The sequence below is a fragment of the Mesorhizobium sp. WSM4819 genome, assembly GCF_055811215.1.
This window is the reverse complement of record NZ_JBVVQO010000026.1, coordinates 79,327-97,000: the sequence shown is the minus strand read 5'-3', so window position 1 is coordinate 97,000 and position 17,674 is coordinate 79,327. Positions and strand designations below refer to the sequence as shown.

The 17,674-nt window shown below is 62.1% G+C and carries 19 protein-coding genes; 15 read left to right on the top strand and 4 right to left on the bottom strand.

Annotation, left to right across the window (positions count from 1 at the left end):
• Positions 1-165 precede the first annotated feature (165 nt).
• Complete coding sequence (locus tag AC0L18_RS21780; RefSeq protein ID WP_473494162.1) at positions 166-1,845, bottom strand: tetratricopeptide repeat-containing sulfotransferase family protein; 1,680 nt, start codon at positions 1,843-1,845, stop codon at positions 166-168.
• Positions 1,846-2,002: 157 nt separating this feature from the next.
• Between AC0L18_RS21780 and AC0L18_RS21775 the strand changes: the two genes are divergently transcribed.
• From AC0L18_RS21775 to AC0L18_RS21735, 9 genes are all read left to right on the top strand, one after another.
• Positions 2,003-3,115, top strand: a complete 1,113-nt coding sequence (locus tag AC0L18_RS21775; RefSeq protein WP_473494161.1) for a pyridoxal phosphate-dependent aminotransferase — start codon at positions 2,003-2,005, stop codon at positions 3,113-3,115.
• Between the two features lie 97 nt (positions 3,116-3,212).
• Positions 3,213-3,869 carry a TetR/AcrR family transcriptional regulator gene (locus AC0L18_RS21770; RefSeq protein ID WP_473494160.1) on the top strand — a complete coding sequence of 219 codons (657 nt, stop codon included), beginning with the start codon at positions 3,213-3,215 and terminating at the stop codon, positions 3,867-3,869.
• Positions 3,870-3,927: 58 nt separating this feature from the next.
• The gene (locus tag AC0L18_RS21765) at positions 3,928-5,091 is read left to right on the top strand and encodes an isovaleryl-CoA dehydrogenase (protein ID WP_473494159.1); all 1,164 of its coding nucleotides are present in this window, start codon (positions 3,928-3,930) and stop codon (positions 5,089-5,091) included.
• Between the two features lie 84 nt (positions 5,092-5,175).
• Entirely contained in the window at positions 5,176-5,568 is a 393-nt protein-coding gene (locus tag AC0L18_RS21760; protein ID WP_473494158.1) for an AbrB/MazE/SpoVT family DNA-binding domain-containing protein, read from the top strand.
• Positions 5,565-5,948, top strand: a complete 384-nt coding sequence (locus tag AC0L18_RS21755; protein ID WP_473494157.1) for a type II toxin-antitoxin system VapC family toxin — start codon at positions 5,565-5,567, stop codon at positions 5,946-5,948. The genes AC0L18_RS21760 and AC0L18_RS21755 overlap by 4 nt, the downstream gene beginning before the upstream one ends.
• Positions 5,949-5,953: 5 nt before the next feature.
• Complete coding sequence (locus tag AC0L18_RS21750; RefSeq protein ID WP_473494156.1) at positions 5,954-7,561, top strand: carboxyl transferase domain-containing protein; 1,608 nt, start codon at positions 5,954-5,956, stop codon at positions 7,559-7,561.
• A 3-nt stretch (positions 7,562-7,564) separates the two neighbouring features.
• Positions 7,565-8,098: an O-acetyl-ADP-ribose deacetylase gene (locus AC0L18_RS21745; RefSeq protein WP_473494155.1), complete on the top strand. Its 534-nt coding sequence runs from the start codon at positions 7,565-7,567 to the stop codon at positions 8,096-8,098.
• Between the two features lie 103 nt (positions 8,099-8,201).
• The gene (locus AC0L18_RS21740) at positions 8,202-8,579 is read left to right on the top strand and encodes a hypothetical protein (RefSeq protein ID WP_473494154.1); all 378 of its coding nucleotides are present in this window, start codon (positions 8,202-8,204) and stop codon (positions 8,577-8,579) included.
• Positions 8,580-8,766: 187 nt separating this feature from the next.
• Positions 8,767-10,725, top strand: a complete 1,959-nt coding sequence (locus AC0L18_RS21735) for an acetyl/propionyl/methylcrotonyl-CoA carboxylase subunit alpha (RefSeq protein ID WP_473494153.1) — start codon at positions 8,767-8,769, stop codon at positions 10,723-10,725.
• A gap of 202 nt (positions 10,726-10,927) precedes the next feature.
• Here the strand turns inward: AC0L18_RS21735 and AC0L18_RS21730 are convergent, their stop codons facing one another.
• Positions 10,928-12,046 (bottom strand): ABC transporter substrate-binding protein, encoded by a 1,119-nt coding sequence (locus AC0L18_RS21730; protein ID WP_128172686.1) that lies wholly within the window; start codon positions 12,044-12,046, stop codon positions 10,928-10,930.
• A gap of 133 nt (positions 12,047-12,179) precedes the next feature.
• Here AC0L18_RS21730 and AC0L18_RS21725 point away from each other — a divergent pair, with 133 nt between their 5' ends.
• Positions 12,180-12,503 carry a hypothetical protein gene (locus AC0L18_RS21725; RefSeq protein ID WP_473494152.1) on the top strand — a complete coding sequence of 108 codons (324 nt, stop codon included), beginning with the start codon at positions 12,180-12,182 and terminating at the stop codon, positions 12,501-12,503.
• A gap of 46 nt (positions 12,504-12,549) precedes the next feature.
• Here the strand turns inward: AC0L18_RS21725 and AC0L18_RS21720 are convergent, their stop codons facing one another.
• Positions 12,550-12,816 (bottom strand): SEL1-like repeat protein, encoded by a 267-nt coding sequence (locus AC0L18_RS21720; protein WP_027152750.1) that lies wholly within the window; start codon positions 12,814-12,816, stop codon positions 12,550-12,552.
• A gap of 463 nt (positions 12,817-13,279) precedes the next feature.
• Between AC0L18_RS21720 and AC0L18_RS21715 the strand changes: the two genes are divergently transcribed.
• The 5 genes from AC0L18_RS21715 (at position 13,280) to AC0L18_RS21695 (ending at position 16,973) form a co-directional block, all read left to right on the top strand.
• Positions 13,280-13,624 (top strand): DUF2147 domain-containing protein, encoded by a 345-nt coding sequence (locus tag AC0L18_RS21715; RefSeq protein WP_473494151.1) that lies wholly within the window; start codon positions 13,280-13,282, stop codon positions 13,622-13,624.
• A gap of 207 nt (positions 13,625-13,831) precedes the next feature.
• Positions 13,832-13,981 carry a hypothetical protein gene (locus AC0L18_RS21710; protein ID WP_473494150.1) on the top strand — a complete coding sequence of 50 codons (150 nt, stop codon included), beginning with the start codon at positions 13,832-13,834 and terminating at the stop codon, positions 13,979-13,981.
• Positions 13,982-14,016: 35 nt separating this feature from the next.
• Positions 14,017-14,211 (top strand): hypothetical protein, encoded by a 195-nt coding sequence (locus AC0L18_RS21705; protein WP_128168071.1) that lies wholly within the window; start codon positions 14,017-14,019, stop codon positions 14,209-14,211.
• Positions 14,212-14,340: 129 nt separating this feature from the next.
• The gene (locus AC0L18_RS21700; RefSeq protein ID WP_473494149.1) at positions 14,341-15,801 is read left to right on the top strand and encodes an AMP nucleosidase; all 1,461 of its coding nucleotides are present in this window, start codon (positions 14,341-14,343) and stop codon (positions 15,799-15,801) included.
• 122 nt (positions 15,802-15,923) lie between these two features.
• On the top strand, positions 15,924-16,973 hold the full coding sequence (locus AC0L18_RS21695) for an endonuclease/exonuclease/phosphatase family protein (protein ID WP_473494148.1): 1,050 nt from the start codon (positions 15,924-15,926) through the stop codon (positions 16,971-16,973).
• Position 16,974: 1 nt separating this feature from the next.
• Here the strand turns inward: AC0L18_RS21695 and AC0L18_RS21690 are convergent, their stop codons facing one another.
• Positions 16,975-17,580 carry a DUF922 domain-containing protein gene (locus tag AC0L18_RS21690; protein ID WP_473494147.1) on the bottom strand — a complete coding sequence of 202 codons (606 nt, stop codon included), beginning with the start codon at positions 17,578-17,580 and terminating at the stop codon, positions 16,975-16,977.
• Positions 17,581-17,674 lie beyond the last annotated feature (94 nt).

Here is a 17,674-nt window from a genome sequence, read left to right as displayed (position 1 = left end):
TGCCATGGCCGCCCCTCGCCTCAGAGTAAGGGCTGCTCTCTCTCCAGAGCTTTTTGCAGAACCTTCAGGACACTATCAAATTCTGCAAAGCAGGAACGGTTGGAAGGAACAGGACAGGTCGGTTGGCAGTTCGCGGTCCGCGCAATGCGGACCGCCATCCCCAAGTCAAATCTCAGCAAGATCGCCCAGCGACTGGATCAGCGGCTGAATTTCGTTTTCATAGTTCTTCCAGCGCTTGACCGACGATTTGTAGATCGGTTGGCGAACCTGCCAGCGGCTGGGCGTGTTGACCGAACCATCCCTGTCGAAAAATCGCAGGCAGGCGTCATCCCAAGGCAGCCCGAGATAATCTATCAGGCGGCGCGACTGGGCTTCCTGGTCCTCAACCAGCGTTTCATAGCGATTTTCGAAGATATGGCCTGGAAAGAGCTCGTTCCAGTGCCGCATCAGGCGGTCATACTCGCGATAGTACAGGCCTAGTGTATTCAGGTCGGTGTTGTAGCTGTGTGCCTCGCTGAAGTTGAGGACGAAGCAGGAGACGCAATTGTCAATGGCATCACGTCGGCAATGAATGATGCGTGCGTTGGGGAAGAGAAGGCCGATAAGGCCGATCAGTTCAAAATTGTGCGGCGTCTTGTCCACGACGCGAAGCGCGGCAGGCGCCCGCTCGCGCAAATAGGACAGGTGCTCTTCGGCCAAGGTTCTGGACAGGACTTCCGTGATCGAGGTGACCGGCTGGCTCAAATCGCCAGCCGATGATGTCTTGAGACCGATCGCATTCGCGACCCGCCTCAGCTTGCTAAGCTCCCCTGCGCCATGAACGTCGGGATGGCTGGCGCAGATCTGCTCGGTGAGCGTCGTCCCCGAGCGGGGCATGCCAACCACGAACACAGGCGCTTCGGAAGGATTTCCATAGCCGGCCCTGGCAGCCAAAAAGTCCGGCGTGAAGGTTTCAATCATCGAATCGACCCACCGACGATACAGATCGATATCGAACCTTTGGCCGGAGGCCTGTTTCGCCTTGTTGAAATGGTCGAATGCCTCGTCATAGCGCTTGAGGTCGTTCAGCACCTTGCCGGCGGCGTGATGGAGTTGCTGCGCGCCTTCCGAACCAAGTTTCGGATTACCGAGCTCACGAAGGATGGATTGGAGCTCCTCGGGCTCCTCGGTGAAGTTTCGCGTCTGTACAAGGTCGTTGTAGGCAGCCGGCACGCCAATACGACGTGCGATTGCTTGCTTCAGATAGGCGGCGGCTTCATCCATACGCCCCAGGCCGCTGAGCGCGCTGGCCAGCCCGGCTCGCACCTTGGGATGATCGCGGTTGATTTTCAGCGCCTTCTCGTAAAGCGGCAGAGCCATGTCGGGCTTGTCAAACGCCGTGTAAGTGCGCCCCAATGCACAAAGTGCTTCGATAAGGCCGGGCTGCAGTTCCAGGGCGTACTGCATATGCTTGATTGCTGGCGCATACTCGCTGACCTTCACATAGGCCTCGCCCAGGCTGAGATGGTAGTAGGGGTTTTTAGGTTCCTCGCCGACCGCCCGTGCGAAATATCGCAGGGCCCGCTCATCGTCGTAACCCAGGTATATGGTCCCCAGGATGTATAAGGCGAGCGGATGGTTTGGCGTGCGCTCCAGAACCCGAAGGCATAGGTCCTGAGCCTCGTCGAGCCGCTTGGCCTGCTGAAAGGCATATGCCTGTTTTAGCAATGCGTCGTCGGCCTGCGCACGCGATTGGGCGCTTGCTTTCTGCGGGCTCACCAAAGGCTTCACTATCGGCCCCTTCACTTTTGGCGCGGGTCCGGGCTTGATGTGCTTTGACCAGGCAGGCGGGAGTCGATTGTTCATGATATCTCGCTAGCAAAAAGAAATATCTCGCTAGCAAAAAGTGCGGGGGGAATCCAGCATGCTGGCTCCAGCCAAGGCGGGAGCTTGCGCGGTTATCTGTGCCGCGCTAGCAAGAAGGCACTTTTCGAGCGAGCCCCCTTTTTTAGCGAGACTTGCCATGCGCCAGCGCCCTCCCCTCACGCCGATCGTCAGCGCGCTTCCTTCGACGGTGCCGTTTGTCGGCCCGGAGGCGCAGGAGCGAAATCGCGGCCGCGCCTTTCGCGCCCGCATCGGCGCCAATGAGAGCAGTTTTGGCCCCTCGCCGCGCGTCATCGCCCGCATGGCCGGCATCGCCCGCGACATGTGGATGTATTGTGATCCAGACAATCACGATTTGAAGGTGACTGTTGCCGGGCATCTTGGCGTTGGCGTCGAAAACGTGGTGGTCGGCGAAGGCATAGACGGGTTGCTCAGCCTGGTGGCGCGCATGTATGTGGCATCAGGCGACGCGGTGGTCACCTCGCTCGGCGCCTATCCGACCTTCAATTTCCATATTGCCGGCGTCGGCGGCCGGCTGGTCGCGGTCCCCTACGAGAACGACCGGGAAAGCCTGGACGGCCTGTTGGCTGCGATCACCAGGGACAAAGCGCCGCTGGTCTACCTGTCCAACCCGGACAATCCGATGGGCAGCTGGTGGGAGGCGGCGGAGCTCATCCGCTTCATCGAAGCCCTGCCGGAGACCACCATGCTGGTGCTCGACGAGGCCTATGGCGAATTGGGCCCTGCCTCGGCGCTGCCGCCGATCGACGTGTCGCGACCGAACGTCATCCGCATGCGCACCTTCTCGAAAGCCTACGGGCTGGCCGGCATACGCTGCGGCTATGCGGTAGCCGACGCCCAGGTGATCCGCGATTTCGAGAAGATCCGCAACCACTACGGCGTCAGCCGCATGGCGCAGATTGCCGGCGTCGAGGCGCTGGCCGATCAGGACTATCTGCAAAGCGTGGTGGCGCGCGTCGCTTCCGGCCGTCGGCGCATCGCTGAGATCGCCGAGGCCAATGGGCTGAAGCCGCTGCCCTCGGCGACCAATTTCGTCACCATGGACTGCGGCGGCGACGGCGCCTTCGCGCTTAACGTGCTGCAGGCGCTTTTGTCGCGCGATGTGTTCATCCGCAAGCCGATGGTGCCGGTGCTCGACCGCTGCATCAGGGTCAGCGTCGGCCTCGACCACGAGCTCGACATTTTTGCCGAGGAATTGCCGGGTGCACTGGCGGCAGCACGGGGAAACTGAATAGCGCTCTTCCTTCTCCCACAAGGGGAGAAGGAGGAGTCGCGCCCTTGAATTAATTGAACGTTCGTTTTATTCTTACTCTCTCAGCGAGGCTTGCATGGCGCGCACGACCGGTTCCGACGGCGAAAAGACCGAAGCAGCGGTCCGCGAGGCGGCGGTCAGCCTGATCGCGCGTCTTGGCTATGAGGCAATGTCGATGCGCCAGCTGGCCGCCGAGGTCGGCGTCCAGGCGGCGGCGCTCTACCGTTATTTTCCGACCAAGCAAGACCTGTTGTTCACGCTGATGCGCGAGCACATGCAAGGGCTGATCGAGGCGTGGGACGCGGCCCGCCCGGCCGCGGCCGATCCGGCGACACGGCTCGCCGCCTTTGTCGAAAACCACATCGCCTTCCATGTCGAGCGTCGCCATTCCACCCATGTCTCGAACATGGAATTGCGCAGCCTGTCGCATGACCGCCTGACGCAGATCCTGCGTATGCGCACCGCCTATGAGAAGGAGCTGCGCGTCATCTTGCGCGACGGCGCGGAAGCCGGCGTCTTCGACGTCGAAGACACAGGGCTGACAGCCATGGCGCTGATCCAGATGATGACCGGCGTCATCGTCTGGTTCCGGCCGGGCGAGCGGCTATCGATCTCGGAGGTAACCGCCACATATCTTTCAATGACGATGCGCCTGGTTGGAGCAAAGGCCCATGGCGCGACAACGCGCCTGCAGCGCCACAGCCGGCGCGCAAAGGACGCTGTAGCACTTTGATTTTGCGCCCTTCCCGAAATTGAATTCGATTTCGGGCCGTGCGCCGGGAGGAAACGGCATGTACACGCACACACTCAACTTCGGGCTTGACGAAGACATCGAGGCGCTGCGCGACCTGGTGCGGCGCTTCGCCCAGGACAAGATCGCCCCGATCGCCGCCGAGATCGACCGCTCGAATGAATTTCCGTCGCATCTGTGGGCCGAGCTCGGTGGGCTCGGCCTGCTCGGCATCACCGCCGATCCGGAATTCGGCGGCACCGGCATGGGTTATCTCGCCCATGTCGTGGCGATGGAGGAGATTTCGCGCGCCTCTGCCTCGGTCGGCCTCTCCTACGGCGCCCATTCCAACCTCTGCGTCAACCAGATCAATCGCTGGGCGACACCGGCGCAGAAGGAAAAATATCTGCCTGCGCTGTGCAGCGGCGAAAAGGTCGGCGCGCTGGCAATGTCGGAATCCGGCGCCGGCTCCGACGTCGTGTCGCTCAAACTGCGCGCGGAAAAACGCAACGATTGCTATGTGCTGAACGGCACCAAGATGTGGATCACCAACGGCCCGGACGCCGAGACGCTGGTCGTCTACGCCAAGACCGATCCAGAACTCCAGTCGCGCGGCATCACCGCCTTCATCGTCGAAAAGGATTTCGCCGGATTTTCCGTCGCGCAAAAGCTCGACAAGCTCGGCATGCGCGGCTCCAACACCGGCGAGTTGGTTTTTTCGGATGTCGAAGTGCCGTTCGACAATGTGCTGCATGAGGAAGGGCGCGGCGTCGAGGTGCTGATGTCGGGTCTCGACTACGAGCGCACGGTGCTCGCCGGCGGCCCGCTCGGGCTGATGGCGGCGTGCCTCGATGTGGCGGTCCCCTATGTGCACGAACGCAAGCAGTTCGGTCAGCCTATCGGCGAGTTCCAGCTGGTGCAGGGCAAGCTCGCAGACATGTATACGACGATGAACGCCGCGCGCGCCTATGTCTATGCCGTCGCCGCTGCCTGCGACCGCGGCCAGACGAGCCGCAAGGACGCCGCCGCTTGCGTGCTGTTCGCTGCCGAGAAGGCGACGCAGATGGCGCTCGACGCCATCCAGCTGCTGGGCGGCAATGGCTACATCAACGACTATCCGACCGGCCGGCTTTTGCGCGACGCCAAGCTCTACGAGATCGGCGCCGGCACCAGCGAGATCCGCCGCTGGCTGATCGGGCGGGAAATCATGGCGGAAGGAGTCTGATGGCACTATTTCATGAATTTGCCATGCTGGACAATTTGCCCCATATTTCTCCTGGCATGTCATATTTCCGGACCGAGGCAGAACATGGCGAAAGGAACCGAAAAGGCTGGGTTTGACGAGAACCCGCCGACACAATTCGACGCAGGCGCTCAAAAAACTCCGCTCCGGTTGCCAGCGAAACGCGAGCGCGTCAGACTTGGCGAGGGCGGACGCTTCGTGATCCCGGCTGCGATGCGCGAGGAAATGGGCGTGAAGCCTGGTGAAGACTTGATCCTTCATGTCGAGAACGGCGAGTTGCGGGTAAGGTCGTGGCTTCGGAATCTGCGGCGCGTCCAGGCCGAATTGTCAGCGTTGAAAAAGCCCGGCGAAAGTGTCGTCGACGAATTTCTGAAGGAGCGGCGGGAAGAACAGCGTCGAAGCGATAGACGTTTGGACCGGCTTCATGCCCTGGGAATGGCGAGGAAGGGAGCGAAGTGAAAGCTTACGTCATGGACAGCTCGGCAGCGCTTGCGATCCTGCTCAACGAGAAAGGCACCGATATTGCCTTGGGTTTCGCGCCGGATGCGCAATTCAGCTCCGTCAATGCGGCCGAAATTATCGCCAAGCTGATCGACAAGGGACGCAGCATGGAAGAGGCCGCGGACGACCTCGCCAGTCTCGGCATGCCGGTCGCTGCTTTCGACGAGATGATGGGCATCGCCGCCGGTCAGCTTCGCGAGCTGACGCGGCATCGCGGCTTGTCGCTGGGCGATCGGGCCTGCCTGGCCCTGGCAATTCGCGAGAACGCCATAGCCGTCACCGCCGACCGCGGCTGGGGCGACCTGGATATCGGCTGCAAGATCGAACTGATCCGGTAACGCCAATGGCCCCCCTCACCTCGCAAATCTCGCCAGCCTCCGACACCTTCCGCGCCAATGCCGAGCGCATGCGGGCGCTGGTCGCCGACATTGCGCAAAAGGCGGCAACCGTCGAGCGTGGCGGCTCAGAGGAAGCGCGTCAGCGCCACCAGAGCCGCGGCAAGCTTTTGCCGCGCGAGCGCCTCGCCCAATTGCTCGACACCGGCTCGCCATTCCTCGAGATCGGCCAGTTCGCCGCGTGGTCGATGTATGGTGAGGACATCGCATCGGCCGGCATCATTACCGGCATCGGCCGCGTCGAAGGCACCGAAGTGATGGTCGTCGTCAACGACGCCACGGTGAAGGGCGGCACCTATTATCCAATGACGGTGAAGAAGCATCTGCGCGCGCAGGAGATCGCGCTGCAGAACAGATTGCCTTGCGTCTATCTGGTCGACAGCGGCGGCGCCAACCTGCCCAACCAGGACGAGGTGTTTCCCGACCGCGACCATTTCGGCCGCATCTTCTACAACCAGGCCAACATGTCGGCTGCTGGCATTCCGCAGATCGCCTGCGTCATGGGTTCGTGCACGGCGGGCGGCGCCTATGTGCCGGCGATGTCGGACGAGACGATCATGGTGCGCAACCAGGCGACCATCTTCCTCGGCGGCCCGCCGCTGGTGAAGGCCGCTACCGGCGAGGACGTCAGCGCGGAGGAATTGGGCGGCGCCGAGGTCCACACGCGGCTTTCCGGCGTGGCCGATCATTTTGCGCTGGACGACGAGCATGCGCTGGCGATCGCGCGCCGCATCGTCAAAAACCTCAATCGAAAGAAGCAGATCGGGCTGGCGCTACGCGATCCGATTGCGCCGCTTCATGCAGCCGAAGAACTCTACGGCATCGTGCCGACCGATCTGCGCCAGCCCTATGACGTGCGTGAAGTGATCGCCCGCATCGTCGACGGCTCCGAATTCGACGAGTTCAAGCAGAATTATGGCACCACGCTGGTCACCGGCTTTGCCCATCTCAACGGCATGCCGGTCGGCATCGTCGCCAACAACGGCGTGCTGTTTTCCGAAAGTGCGCTGAAGGGCGCGCATTTCATCGAGTTGTGCTGCCAGCGCAAGATTCCGCTGATCTTCCTGCAGAACATCACCGGCTTCATGGTCGGGCGAAAATACGAGGCCGGCGGCATCGCCAAGGACGGCGCCAAGCTGGTGATGGCGGTCGCCACGGCCCGCGTGCCGAAGGTCACCATGATCATCGGCGGCTCGTTCGGCGCTGGCAATTACGGCATGTGCGGACGCGCCTATTCGCCACGCTTCCTGTGGATGTGGCCGAATGCCCGCATTTCGGTGATGGGCGGCGAGCAGGCGGCCACCGTGCTGGCCGTGGTCAAGCGCGAGGGGATCGAGCGCAAGGGCGGGGAATGGAGCGCGGAGGAGGAGGCAAAATTCAAGAAGCCGATCCTGATGAAATACGAGCATGAAGGCCACCCTCTGTATTCCTCCGCCCGGCTCTGGGACGACGGCATCATCGATCCGGCCAAGACGCGCGAGGTGCTGGCGCTCAGCCTGTCCGCAGCGCTGAACGCCGGGATCGAGGAGACAAGCTTCGGCGTGTTCAGGATGTGACCGATGAGCGAGATCGAGGCAAGGATTCGCGTTCATGTCGGCGATATCACCAGGCTGGCGGTCGACGCCATCGTCAACGCCGCCAACACCTCACTTCTGGGTGGCGGGGGCGTCGACGGCGCCATCCACCGTGCGGCCGGCCCCGAACTTCTGGCCGAATGCCAATCCCTCAATGGCTGCAAGGTCGGCGACGCAAAACTCACCAAGGGCTACAGGCTGCCGGCACGCTATGTCATCCACACGGTCGGGCCGGTCTGGCAAGGCGGCGGCAAGGGCGAAGCCGAGTTGTTGGCCTCCTGCTACCGCCGTTCGCTCGAACTCGCCGCCGGCAAGGATTGCAGGACGGTGGCATTTCCGGCGATCTCGACCGGTGTATACCGGTATCCAAAGGACCAGGCGACGCAGATCGCCGTTGGCACGGTGAGCGCCTTTGTCAGCCACAATGCGGTTCCTGAAACCGTCATCTTCTGCTGCTTCGACCAGCAGACGGCGGACCTATACCAGCAGGCGTTGGCGGAGCGTGACCGGCACAGGTAGGAAAATCCCTTCATAGTTTCAGACTTATTTTCATTCACCGATCTGGTCAGACGAAAGAATCGCGTTTATTGCTCATCGCAAATACCGTGGGGATTGGGCGAAGATGAGACTGCAGATTTTTCAAAAAACAACTATGTCAGTACTTTCGACGTTGCTTATATTAGCGACCCCTGGCGTGGGAGCGGCGGAATCGCTGGCGGGAAACAAAGGCGACCGTCGTTTCGCCGTCAATTTTCCGGCAGGTTCGACCGGAGATTGCCCGAAAGCCTACAAATCCTATGTCGCGGCCAGCGGCCATTCGGCCTATGCGACGACGTTCTATTCGCGCGTCAGCGACCTCTACATCATCTGTGGTTCCACGCTCAACGCCCCCTCGCAACAGGCCGCGGAAGAGAGAGCGTTGCGCAATTGTCAGGCCGGCTTGACGAGGTGGAAACTCAAGACGGCGGCAGGCGGTTGCGCCATCGCCGCCTCCAAGTAGGTTGCTGCAGCAACGGGCGCAAATACCAGCGGGATGGGGCGAAGATGACACTGCAACGTTTTCAGACGTAAGCGGGCCTGGCTTACCGATCCTTTGACAATGGCCGGACTGCAAAGCAGGGTGTTGCCACAGCCCGCGTGAAGGAGCATTCGCGCCGTTGGCGGCAAGCTCTGGCTTTGGAGGTCCCATGTTCGCCAAAATCCTGATCGCCAACCGCGGCGAGATCGCTTGCCGGGTGATCCGCACCGCGCGCAGGATGGGCGTGCGCACGGTCGCCGTCTATTCCGACGCCGACGCCGGCGCCTTGCATCTCGGGATGGCCGACGAAGCGGTGCATATCGGGCCCTCGCCGGTCGGCGAAAGTTATCTGCGCGGCGACAAGATCGTCGCGGCGGCTTTGGCCACCGGCGCCGAAGCCATCCATCCCGGCTACGGTTTTCTGTCGGAAAACCCTGACTTCGTCGATCAGGTGACAGCGGCCGGACTCGTCTTCATCGGCCCGTCGGCCGCCTCGATCCGCGCCATGGGGCTGAAGGACGCGGCCAAGCGGCTGATGGAGAAGGCCGGCGTGCCGGTTGTGCCGGGCTATCACGGCGAGGCGCAGGAGATCGTGCTGCTCGCCTCCAAGGCACGCGAGATCGGCTATCCCGTGCTGATCAAGGCGCGCGCCGGCGGCGGCGGCAAGGGCATGCGGCGCGTCGAACATCCCGACGACTTTTCCGAGGCGCTGTCGGGTGCGCGGCGCGAGGCCAAGGCCGCGTTCGGCGACGACCGCGTGCTGGTCGAGAAATATGTCGACAAGCCGCGCCACATCGAGGTTCAGGTTTTCGGCGATATCTTCGGCAATGTCGTGCATCTCTACGAGCGCGACTGCTCGGCGCAGCGGCGCCATCAGAAGGTGATCGAGGAAGCCCCCGCCCCCGGGATGACGCCGGCATTGCGCAAGGCAATGACGGAGGCGGCGGTGAAGGCCGCCAAGGCGATCGACTATTGCGGCGCCGGCACGATCGAGTTCATCGTCGACGCCTCGCAAGGACTGAAGGCCGACCGCTTCTGGTTCATGGAAATGAACACTCGCCTGCAGGTCGAGCATCCCGTCACCGAAATGGTCACCGGCACCGATCTGGTCGAATGGCAGTTGCGGGTGGCGTCCGGCGAAAAGCTGCCGAAGACGCAGAGCGAGATTGCGCTCTCCGGACATGCCTTCGAGGCGCGCATCTATGCCGAAGACGCGGCAAAGGGTTTTTTGCCGGCGACGGGCACGCTGCATCACCTGAAATTTCCAGATACAGCGCCCGAGGGCGCCAGCATGCGGATCGAGACCGGCGTGCGGACCGGCGATGCCATCTCGCCGTTCTACGACCCGATGATCGCCAAGCTCGTCGTCCATGGCAAGAACCGGCAGGCGGCGCTCGAAGCACTGGGCATTTCCCTTTCGCAAACCGAGATCGCCGGCTCGACCGTCAACGCCGCCTTTCTCGCGGCTCTCGCCGCTGACGCGGATTTTTCGGCAGGTGACGTCGACACCGGGCTGATCGGCAGGCACCAGCAAGCGCTGACCGCAGTGCCGCCGCCGAGCAGCGAGATCGTCGCCGCGGCCGCACTTGCAGCGTCCGGCGCCGGGGCTCAGGCGCCGACCCGCGACCCGTGGTCGTCGCTTGCCGGCTATGCGCATTTCCACGCGATGGCGCGGCGCACGCGGCTTCGCTACGGCGAGGACGATATCCTGGCGCTTGTATCGATGCGGCCGGACGGGCGCTTCCAGGTGGCACTGGACGCACCATATGACAGCGCGCTTGATCTTCGCGCCGCCCCTCGCCTCGCCCGCTGGCCAGGCCATGTCACTGTCTTTTCAGGCGCCGTCGGCTACAGCTTCGCGGTGCCGGACCCGTTGGCAAGGGCCGACGAAATCGCCGCCGGTGCCGACAGCCTGCGCGCGCCGATGCCGGGACTGGTCAAGCTGGTGCGCGCGGCAAAAGGCGAAACCGTCATCAAGGGCCAGCCGCTGTTGATCCTCGAAGCGATGAAGATGGAGCACACGATTTCCGCCACGCATGACGGGACGATCGCCGAGATCGCAACAGAGGGCGCACAGGTCACCGATGGGACGGTGCTGGTGCGTTTTGCCGAGGAAGCCCACGGCTGACGCTGTTCATCCAAGGAGAGGCGACGACGGAAGACGCGCGCCGCAAACGCATGACCAAATGAAAATGGCCGGATCTGCCCCGGCCATCTCCGATTGTCGCCAAGCGCTAAAGCGCGTCGCACGCAACGCGCTTTAGTTCTTGTTTTTGTGCATGTCGTTTTCGCAAAACCGCTGCGCACTTTTGCGCGACATGCAATGGCGATCAAGGCTGGATCGGCGCGTATTTGCCGTCGTGCCACTGGTTGATGTCGTAGCTGACGTTCTTGAGGTCGCCCTTTTCATCGAAAGTGACAGGGCCGACGACGGTGCTGATCGGCTGGCCATTCTTCAGCGCTTCGGCAACCTTGGCCGGGTCGTCGCTGCCGGCGCGCTTGATGCCCTCGGCAAAGGCCTGGATCACGGCATAGGAGAACAGCGTAAAGCCCTCGGGCACGAAGCCGCCCGCCTTGATCTTTTCGATGGCCTGCTTGGCTTCGGGCTTCGCCTGCGGATCCGACGGGAAGACGAACATGGTGCCTTCGCCGGCCGGGCCGGCAACCTGCCAGAATTCCGGCGTGGCAATCGAGTCCGGCATGATCAGCTGGAACTTGAAGTCCTGTTCCGCCGACTGGCGCAGGATGAGGCCGGCCTCTGGGTGGTAGCCGCCGAAATAGACCACATCAGCCTTCAGTTCCTTGAGCTTGGTGACAAGCGCCGAATAGTCCTTTTCGCCGGCGTTGATGCCCTCATAGAGGATCTCGTTGAGGCCGTTCTGGTTCATCGTCGCCTTGACGGCATCGGCCACGCCCTGCCCATAGGCGCTCTTGTCATGCATGATGACGACCTTCTTGCCGGCGTATTTCTTGGCGATCCATGGACCGATGAAGGCGCCCTGCGCATCGTCGCGCGTATAAAGGCGCATGATCGTCGGCCAGCCGGATTTCGCCGCCGCGTCCGTCAGCTCCGGGTTCGACGAAGCCGGCGACATCATCATCGCACCGGCTTCGGCATAGACGGCCGAGGCCGGGATGCTCGAGCCCGAGCAGGCATGGCCATCGATGAACTTGACGCCGTTGGCGACGATGCGGTTTGCGACCGAAACCGCCTGCTTCGGATCGCACTGGTCATCCTGGACGTCGAGCTTGATCTGGCGGCCGTCGACGCCGCCGGCGGCGTTGATCGCGTCGGCGGCGGCTTGCGCGCCCTGCTTGAACTGGTCGCCGATGGTGGCAAGCTGTCCGGTCATCGGTCCGACCACCGAAAAGGTGATGTCTTCGGCGAAGGCCGGCGCGCTCATCACCAGGCCGACAATGGCCGCGCTCAAAATACCCAACTTTTTCATGGCGATACAACTCCTCCACTCGCGCGCGGCCGCTCCGACCGCGCCTCTTCCAGATTAGGTGGGAGAATTTCACCGTTCGCCAAGCCTGTCTTGGCGCATCGGCGGCACTCGATTGGGCCTGCCGGCTTTCTGTTTGGCCATGATCCTTCCAAAAACCGGTTTCCACTTTTTGGGATCATGGTCCGACTGTTTGACCATGATCTTCTCCCAAAAACCGGTTTCCACTTTTTGGGACCATGGTCCGAAAACGCGAAAAGCCGCGCCGGCCTTGTTCCGGCCGGTCGCGGCTTTTGTCGATCGAACAATCCCGAACGCTACGCGCGCCCCGAAAACCGCTCGCTTCCCTGTCCGTCGCGCAGCTTGGCTGTATCCGGCCTGCGGCGTTCTTGTCATTGTTGGTCCGGCCGTCTTGCGCGGCCTTGTTCTTGCCGGTCCGGCCGTCTTCGCGCGGCCTTGAAGCGTCCCTGTCGGTGATCTCAGTACATGATGAGTTCAGGTGAGACTTAGTGCATAGTCATCCATTCGCGGGCTTCGCGCAGCGCCCTGGCGATCTCGACTTTCGACATGGCGGCCGACAATTCCGAGCGCAGTTCCGCGGCGCGCACCGAGCCCTTGATCGCAGCGATGTTGAACCATTTGTGGGCGGCGACGACATCGGTCTCGCAATCGCGGCCGGTCGCATACATCATGCCCAGTTCGAAAAGAATGTCGGCCTGGGCAGTTGCCCCCATGGCGCCGAAGCCGGCTTCAGGCATTTCAAAACGTGCCATTTCAATCCCCTGTTCTAGCCCCTGTCAGGCTCCCGAGAGCTGCCTCGTTCTGTCCCTTGGAAACCCTTGGGGCGGCCGCTCTTTCGATGCTTTCGAGAATGAACCGAAGGCTTGAATCCGTCGTTAAACGGCGTGCTTAATTTGAGGAAAACAAAGCTAAAACAAGAGGTAAACGCGGAAATTCATTAACGATGCAAAATCAGCAATTGCGCCGGTTTGGACTAAAATTGATGAAAATTTGCGAGGCGCAAATCAAGACTCCGCTAACCACGGAAGACAAAGCCAGCATGCCTGGTGTTTCATTTCTCGCCGACCAGACCGCTTCAGGCGGCCGGGAAAAATCCCGAAGTCTTCCGCAGCGGCACCGCTTTTGTTTTGCCGGGAGGTGGATTAGCTTACGTTTGCGTAAGAGGCAGACTGGCGGGGCGGAACGTTCGTCCGGATGCCCACAGGGAGGAGAAACATGTTTCGCAAAATCAGCATGGCCCTCGCGGCCACATTGATCATGGCCGGCACCGCTTGGGCCGACCCGATCGAAGGCAATTGGAAAACGCAAGCCGGTTCGACCGCCGCCATCACGGGCGGTGGCGACGCATTTTCCATCACGCTCAAATCCGGCAAGTTTGCCGGCAAGCACATCGGTTCGTTCAAGGTGTCCGGCGCCAACAAATACACGGGTACGATAACCGACCCGGAGACCGACAAGACCTATTCGGGCAAGGCCTCGGTCTCAGGCGCTTCGCTCAAGATGAGTGGCTGCGTGCTCGGCGGGCTGATCTGCAGGAGCCAGACCTGGCACAAGCTCTGATCGTTTCGACTGCCGCACAATGAAAAACGGGGCCGCAAAAGGCCCCGTTTTTGTTCGCGCCTCTGTGTTTGGGAACACCGATCGATCGCGCAGGCTGCGCCTTCTGCGCCCTAACAGTCCAAATTTGAACGGCAGATGAACGCCGGCATCAGAACCGGTTCAGTTGCATCAGTGCATTCTCGTGCGTGTCGAAGGAGACACCACGCCATGTTCGCCCGCCGCTTCACCATCGTCTGCCTGCTGATGAGCCTGTTCGGCATGTCGTTCGCCATTCTCGTTGCCGAGGGGCGCTCGGCCCGCAACTGGGACCAGGCCTATTCCTGCCGGTTCGGTTGCGTGAACCATTTTCGCCCCTGAACCGACAAAGACTTCGAGAGGAGAAAAGCAAAGCCATGAACCGCATCGTCGCCAACGTCCTGAAAACCCTTCGGGTCCTGCCACGGGCGGCGCTCATCCTGACGGTTCTTGCGGCCCCGGTTCTGGCCGTGCCGACGATGCGCGCCGATGCCGGCTCGACAATCGAAGCGCCGGCGCTGAAGAAGACCGGCGTCGGCTTTGTGCTGCTGATCAGCCTGCGGCGCGGCTAGGCAATCGGCCTTCATCGAAACCATGCAAAATAAAAAACGATCCTTCGGCCCCCTCCCAACCGCATGGCCAAGCCTCTATATTGGGTCATGGAAAAGCGAATCTATCCCCAAGCCATAGACTCAGTCGTGATGCCGGAGCCGTTTGGCCGGCAGATCTTCAATGATGCAGCAAAGGCCGTCGCGGCCTTGCAGGCCCTCTACGACCGCAACACCAAATTCCTGCGCGATTCGTTTACGGCGCTCGCGGCGGGCGGCGACAACAACAAGCGCTACCGGGCGTTTTATCCGGAGGTCGGTGTCACCACGACTTCGTTCACCCAGATCGACTCGCGGCAGGCTTACGGCCATATGCCGACGCCCGGGCATTTCTCGACCACCATAACCCAGCCCGCCCTTTTCGAACGCTATCTCATCGAACAGCTTCGCCTGATCATGCGCAATCACGGCGTTCCGGTCACGGTTTCGGAATCGACGACGCCCATCCCGCTGCATTTCGCGTTCCTGGAAGGCTCGCATGTCGACGGCGCGGCAGCCGAGCGCATCAGGCGGCCAATCCGTGACCTGTTCGACGTGCCCGATCTCGACGGCACCGACGACCAGATCGCCAACGGCACGTTCGAAGTGGCGTTAGGCGAAGCCAGGCCGTTGGCGGCGTTCACGGCGCAACGCATCGACTACTCGCTGCACCGGATGTCGCACTACACGGCGACCAGTCCGCAGCATTTCCAGAATTTCGTGCTGTTCACCAACTACCAGTTCTACATCGACGAATTCGTCGCCCGTGCGCACGATCTGATGGCGAAAGGCGGCGGCGGATACGTCGAATTCGTCGAGCCGGGAAACGTCGTCACCAAGGCTGGACAAAGCGCGCCCAACCATGGCGTGGCGCCGCCGCGCCTGCCGCAGATGCCGGCCTACCATCTGAAGAAGCCGAACCATGGCGGCATCACCATGGTCAATATCGGCGTCGGCCCCTCCAACGCCAAGACGATCACCGACCACATAGCGGTGCTCAGGCCGCATGCCTGGGTGATGCTCGGCCATTGCGCCGGCCTGCGCAACACCCAGGCGCTGGGCGACTATGTGCTGGCGCACGCCTATGTGCGGGAAGACCATGTTCTGGACGACGATCTTCCGGTCTGGGTGCCGATCCCGCCGCTGGCCGAAATCCAGGTGGCGCTGCAGGAGGCGGTCGCCGAAGTCACCGGCCTTTCCGGCTATGACCTCAAGCGTATCATGCGCACCGGCACAGTCGCTACCATCGACAACCGCAACTGGGAGTTGCGCGACCAGCGTGGGCCGGTGCAGCGGCTGTCGCAGTCACGGGCGATCGCGCTCGACATGGAGTCGGCGACGATCGCCGCCAATGGCTTCCGCTTCCGCGTACCCTACGGTACGCTGCTTTGCGTCTCCGACAAACCGCTGCATGGCGAATTGAAGCTGCCCGGCATGGCGACCGAGTTCTACAAGCGGCAAGTGGCACAGCATTTGACCATCGGCATCAGGGCGATGGAAAAGCTGGCCGAGATGCCGATGGAACGGTTGCATTCGCGCAAGCTCAGAAGCTTTTCGGAGACGGCGTTCCAGTAGGACGGCGGCTTTCATCGATTGGAGTATGGCAACAGCGCGGCAGGGCGTTTCACCATCTTGATTGGCTGCATTTCTGCCGATAAGCAAAGTAGATGGCACCCGTTCGAGACATGATGGCTTCGATGGCATTCATCGCAATGCTCGTCTTCTCGGTCGCGCTGGTGGCCGGGTTTTTCGGAACGCTGCATCCGGCCTTCGATTCCTTCGCTCATTTCCGCGTTCATCTTGCCGTGCTGATGGCGCTTTGCGCGCTGCCGCTGCTGGCGACCTCGTTTCGCCTGCAGGCGGCCACAGCGCTGCTCTTTGCGGTGGCTGCCTTTGCCACCACGTCGAACGCCCTGTCGGTGCCCCGCCTGTGGCAGGTCCAGGCAGCCTACGAAGTCGAGGCCGGCGATCAGCCCGTTTACCCCGGCGATCAGGCAGTCCATCCCGGTGACAAGGCGGTCTACCGCCTGCTGCAGATGAACCTGCGGTTCAACAATGCAACGCCTGAAAAAGTCCTGTCGCTGATCGGCCGGACCCAGCCTGATGTGATCACCCTCGACGAGGTGTCCGACATGTGGAAGGCGAAGCTTGGCCTTCTCGCCAGCGCCTACCCCCACCGGATCCTCTGCCCCTACCCCAATGGCGTTTTCGGCGTTGCGCTGCTGTCCAGACGGCCGTTTGCCGCCGGCACGCAACCGCGCTGCGATGGCCGCGGCGCGATGGCCATCGCGACGGTCGATTTCGGCGGAACCGACGTCGACGTCGCCGCCATGCACCTCATCTGGCCATGGCCGCGCAACCAGTCATGGCAGATCGGCGGATTGTCGGGGGAGTTCGCCTCGCTCGGCGAGACATCGATCATGGCATGCGACTGCAATGCAGTGCCGTGGAGCGCCGCCGTCCGGCGCGTCGCAGGACTTGGCAAGCTGACTGTGGCGCCTTCGCCGGGGCCGACCTGGCTCCCTATCAAGCTGCCGGAATTCCTGCGCTTCGCCGGACTGCCGATCGACCTTGTTTTCAGCAAGGGCGCAGTTCTCATCCATTCGGTGTCGAGGCTGGATAACGCCGGCTCCGACCATCTTCCGCTGATGGTGGAGTTCTCGCTCAGGCCGGAACAGAAGAAGCCGGTCGATGAACACGAAACCGCGACGGCATCGGTGAGACAGAACGGCAGGACCCGAAGCTGAGCTACTGCTTGCGCAACAGCGCCCTGATGAGGTGCTCGACATGGCCGCCGTCGCGATGCTCGCGCGCGTCGAATGCGTTCTGTTTCGCCTCGTATTCGGCATAGACGGCCTTGATCCGGCGCCTCGCCTCGCGGTGCGTCTTGCTGCAAAACAAGTTGTCGGCGAACTCCAGTCCAGTGATCGATCTTTCGGTCGCCCGCATCATTGCCTTGGCGATCCGGCCATGGTTATGCTCGTGCGCACGAACGCCCGCGAAAAACCGCTTCCAGCGCTTCTGCAGTGCCGGCGTCGCGGCCGAGGCCAAACGCGGCAAGGTGTAGGTGAGATCGAGCGTGCCATTGGCTTGGCGCAGACGGCAGACACCACCCTCCCTCGTGACGTCGAGGTCCCAATCTACGGTATAGGCGGCCAGCGCGATGGCGTGCGTCATGAAGCCGTGCCGCTTCGGACCGTTGCGGTCCATGGCCTCGATCAGGGCGGCGCCCGTGGTTCCAGTGATGTCGTAGGTCCGGGTCTTGACCAGCACCTTCGTGTCAGCCAATGCCGACGGTGCGAAGCCGCACAAGCCGCCAATCGCCGCAAGGCACGTCAGAACCGCCAGGCGCATGGTCATCTCCCGGGTCAGAAAGAATGGAACCACAGGCGCCGCCCCGCTTCAACTTCTTTTAGACGCCGCACATATAATAGGCCTTCACGCGCCT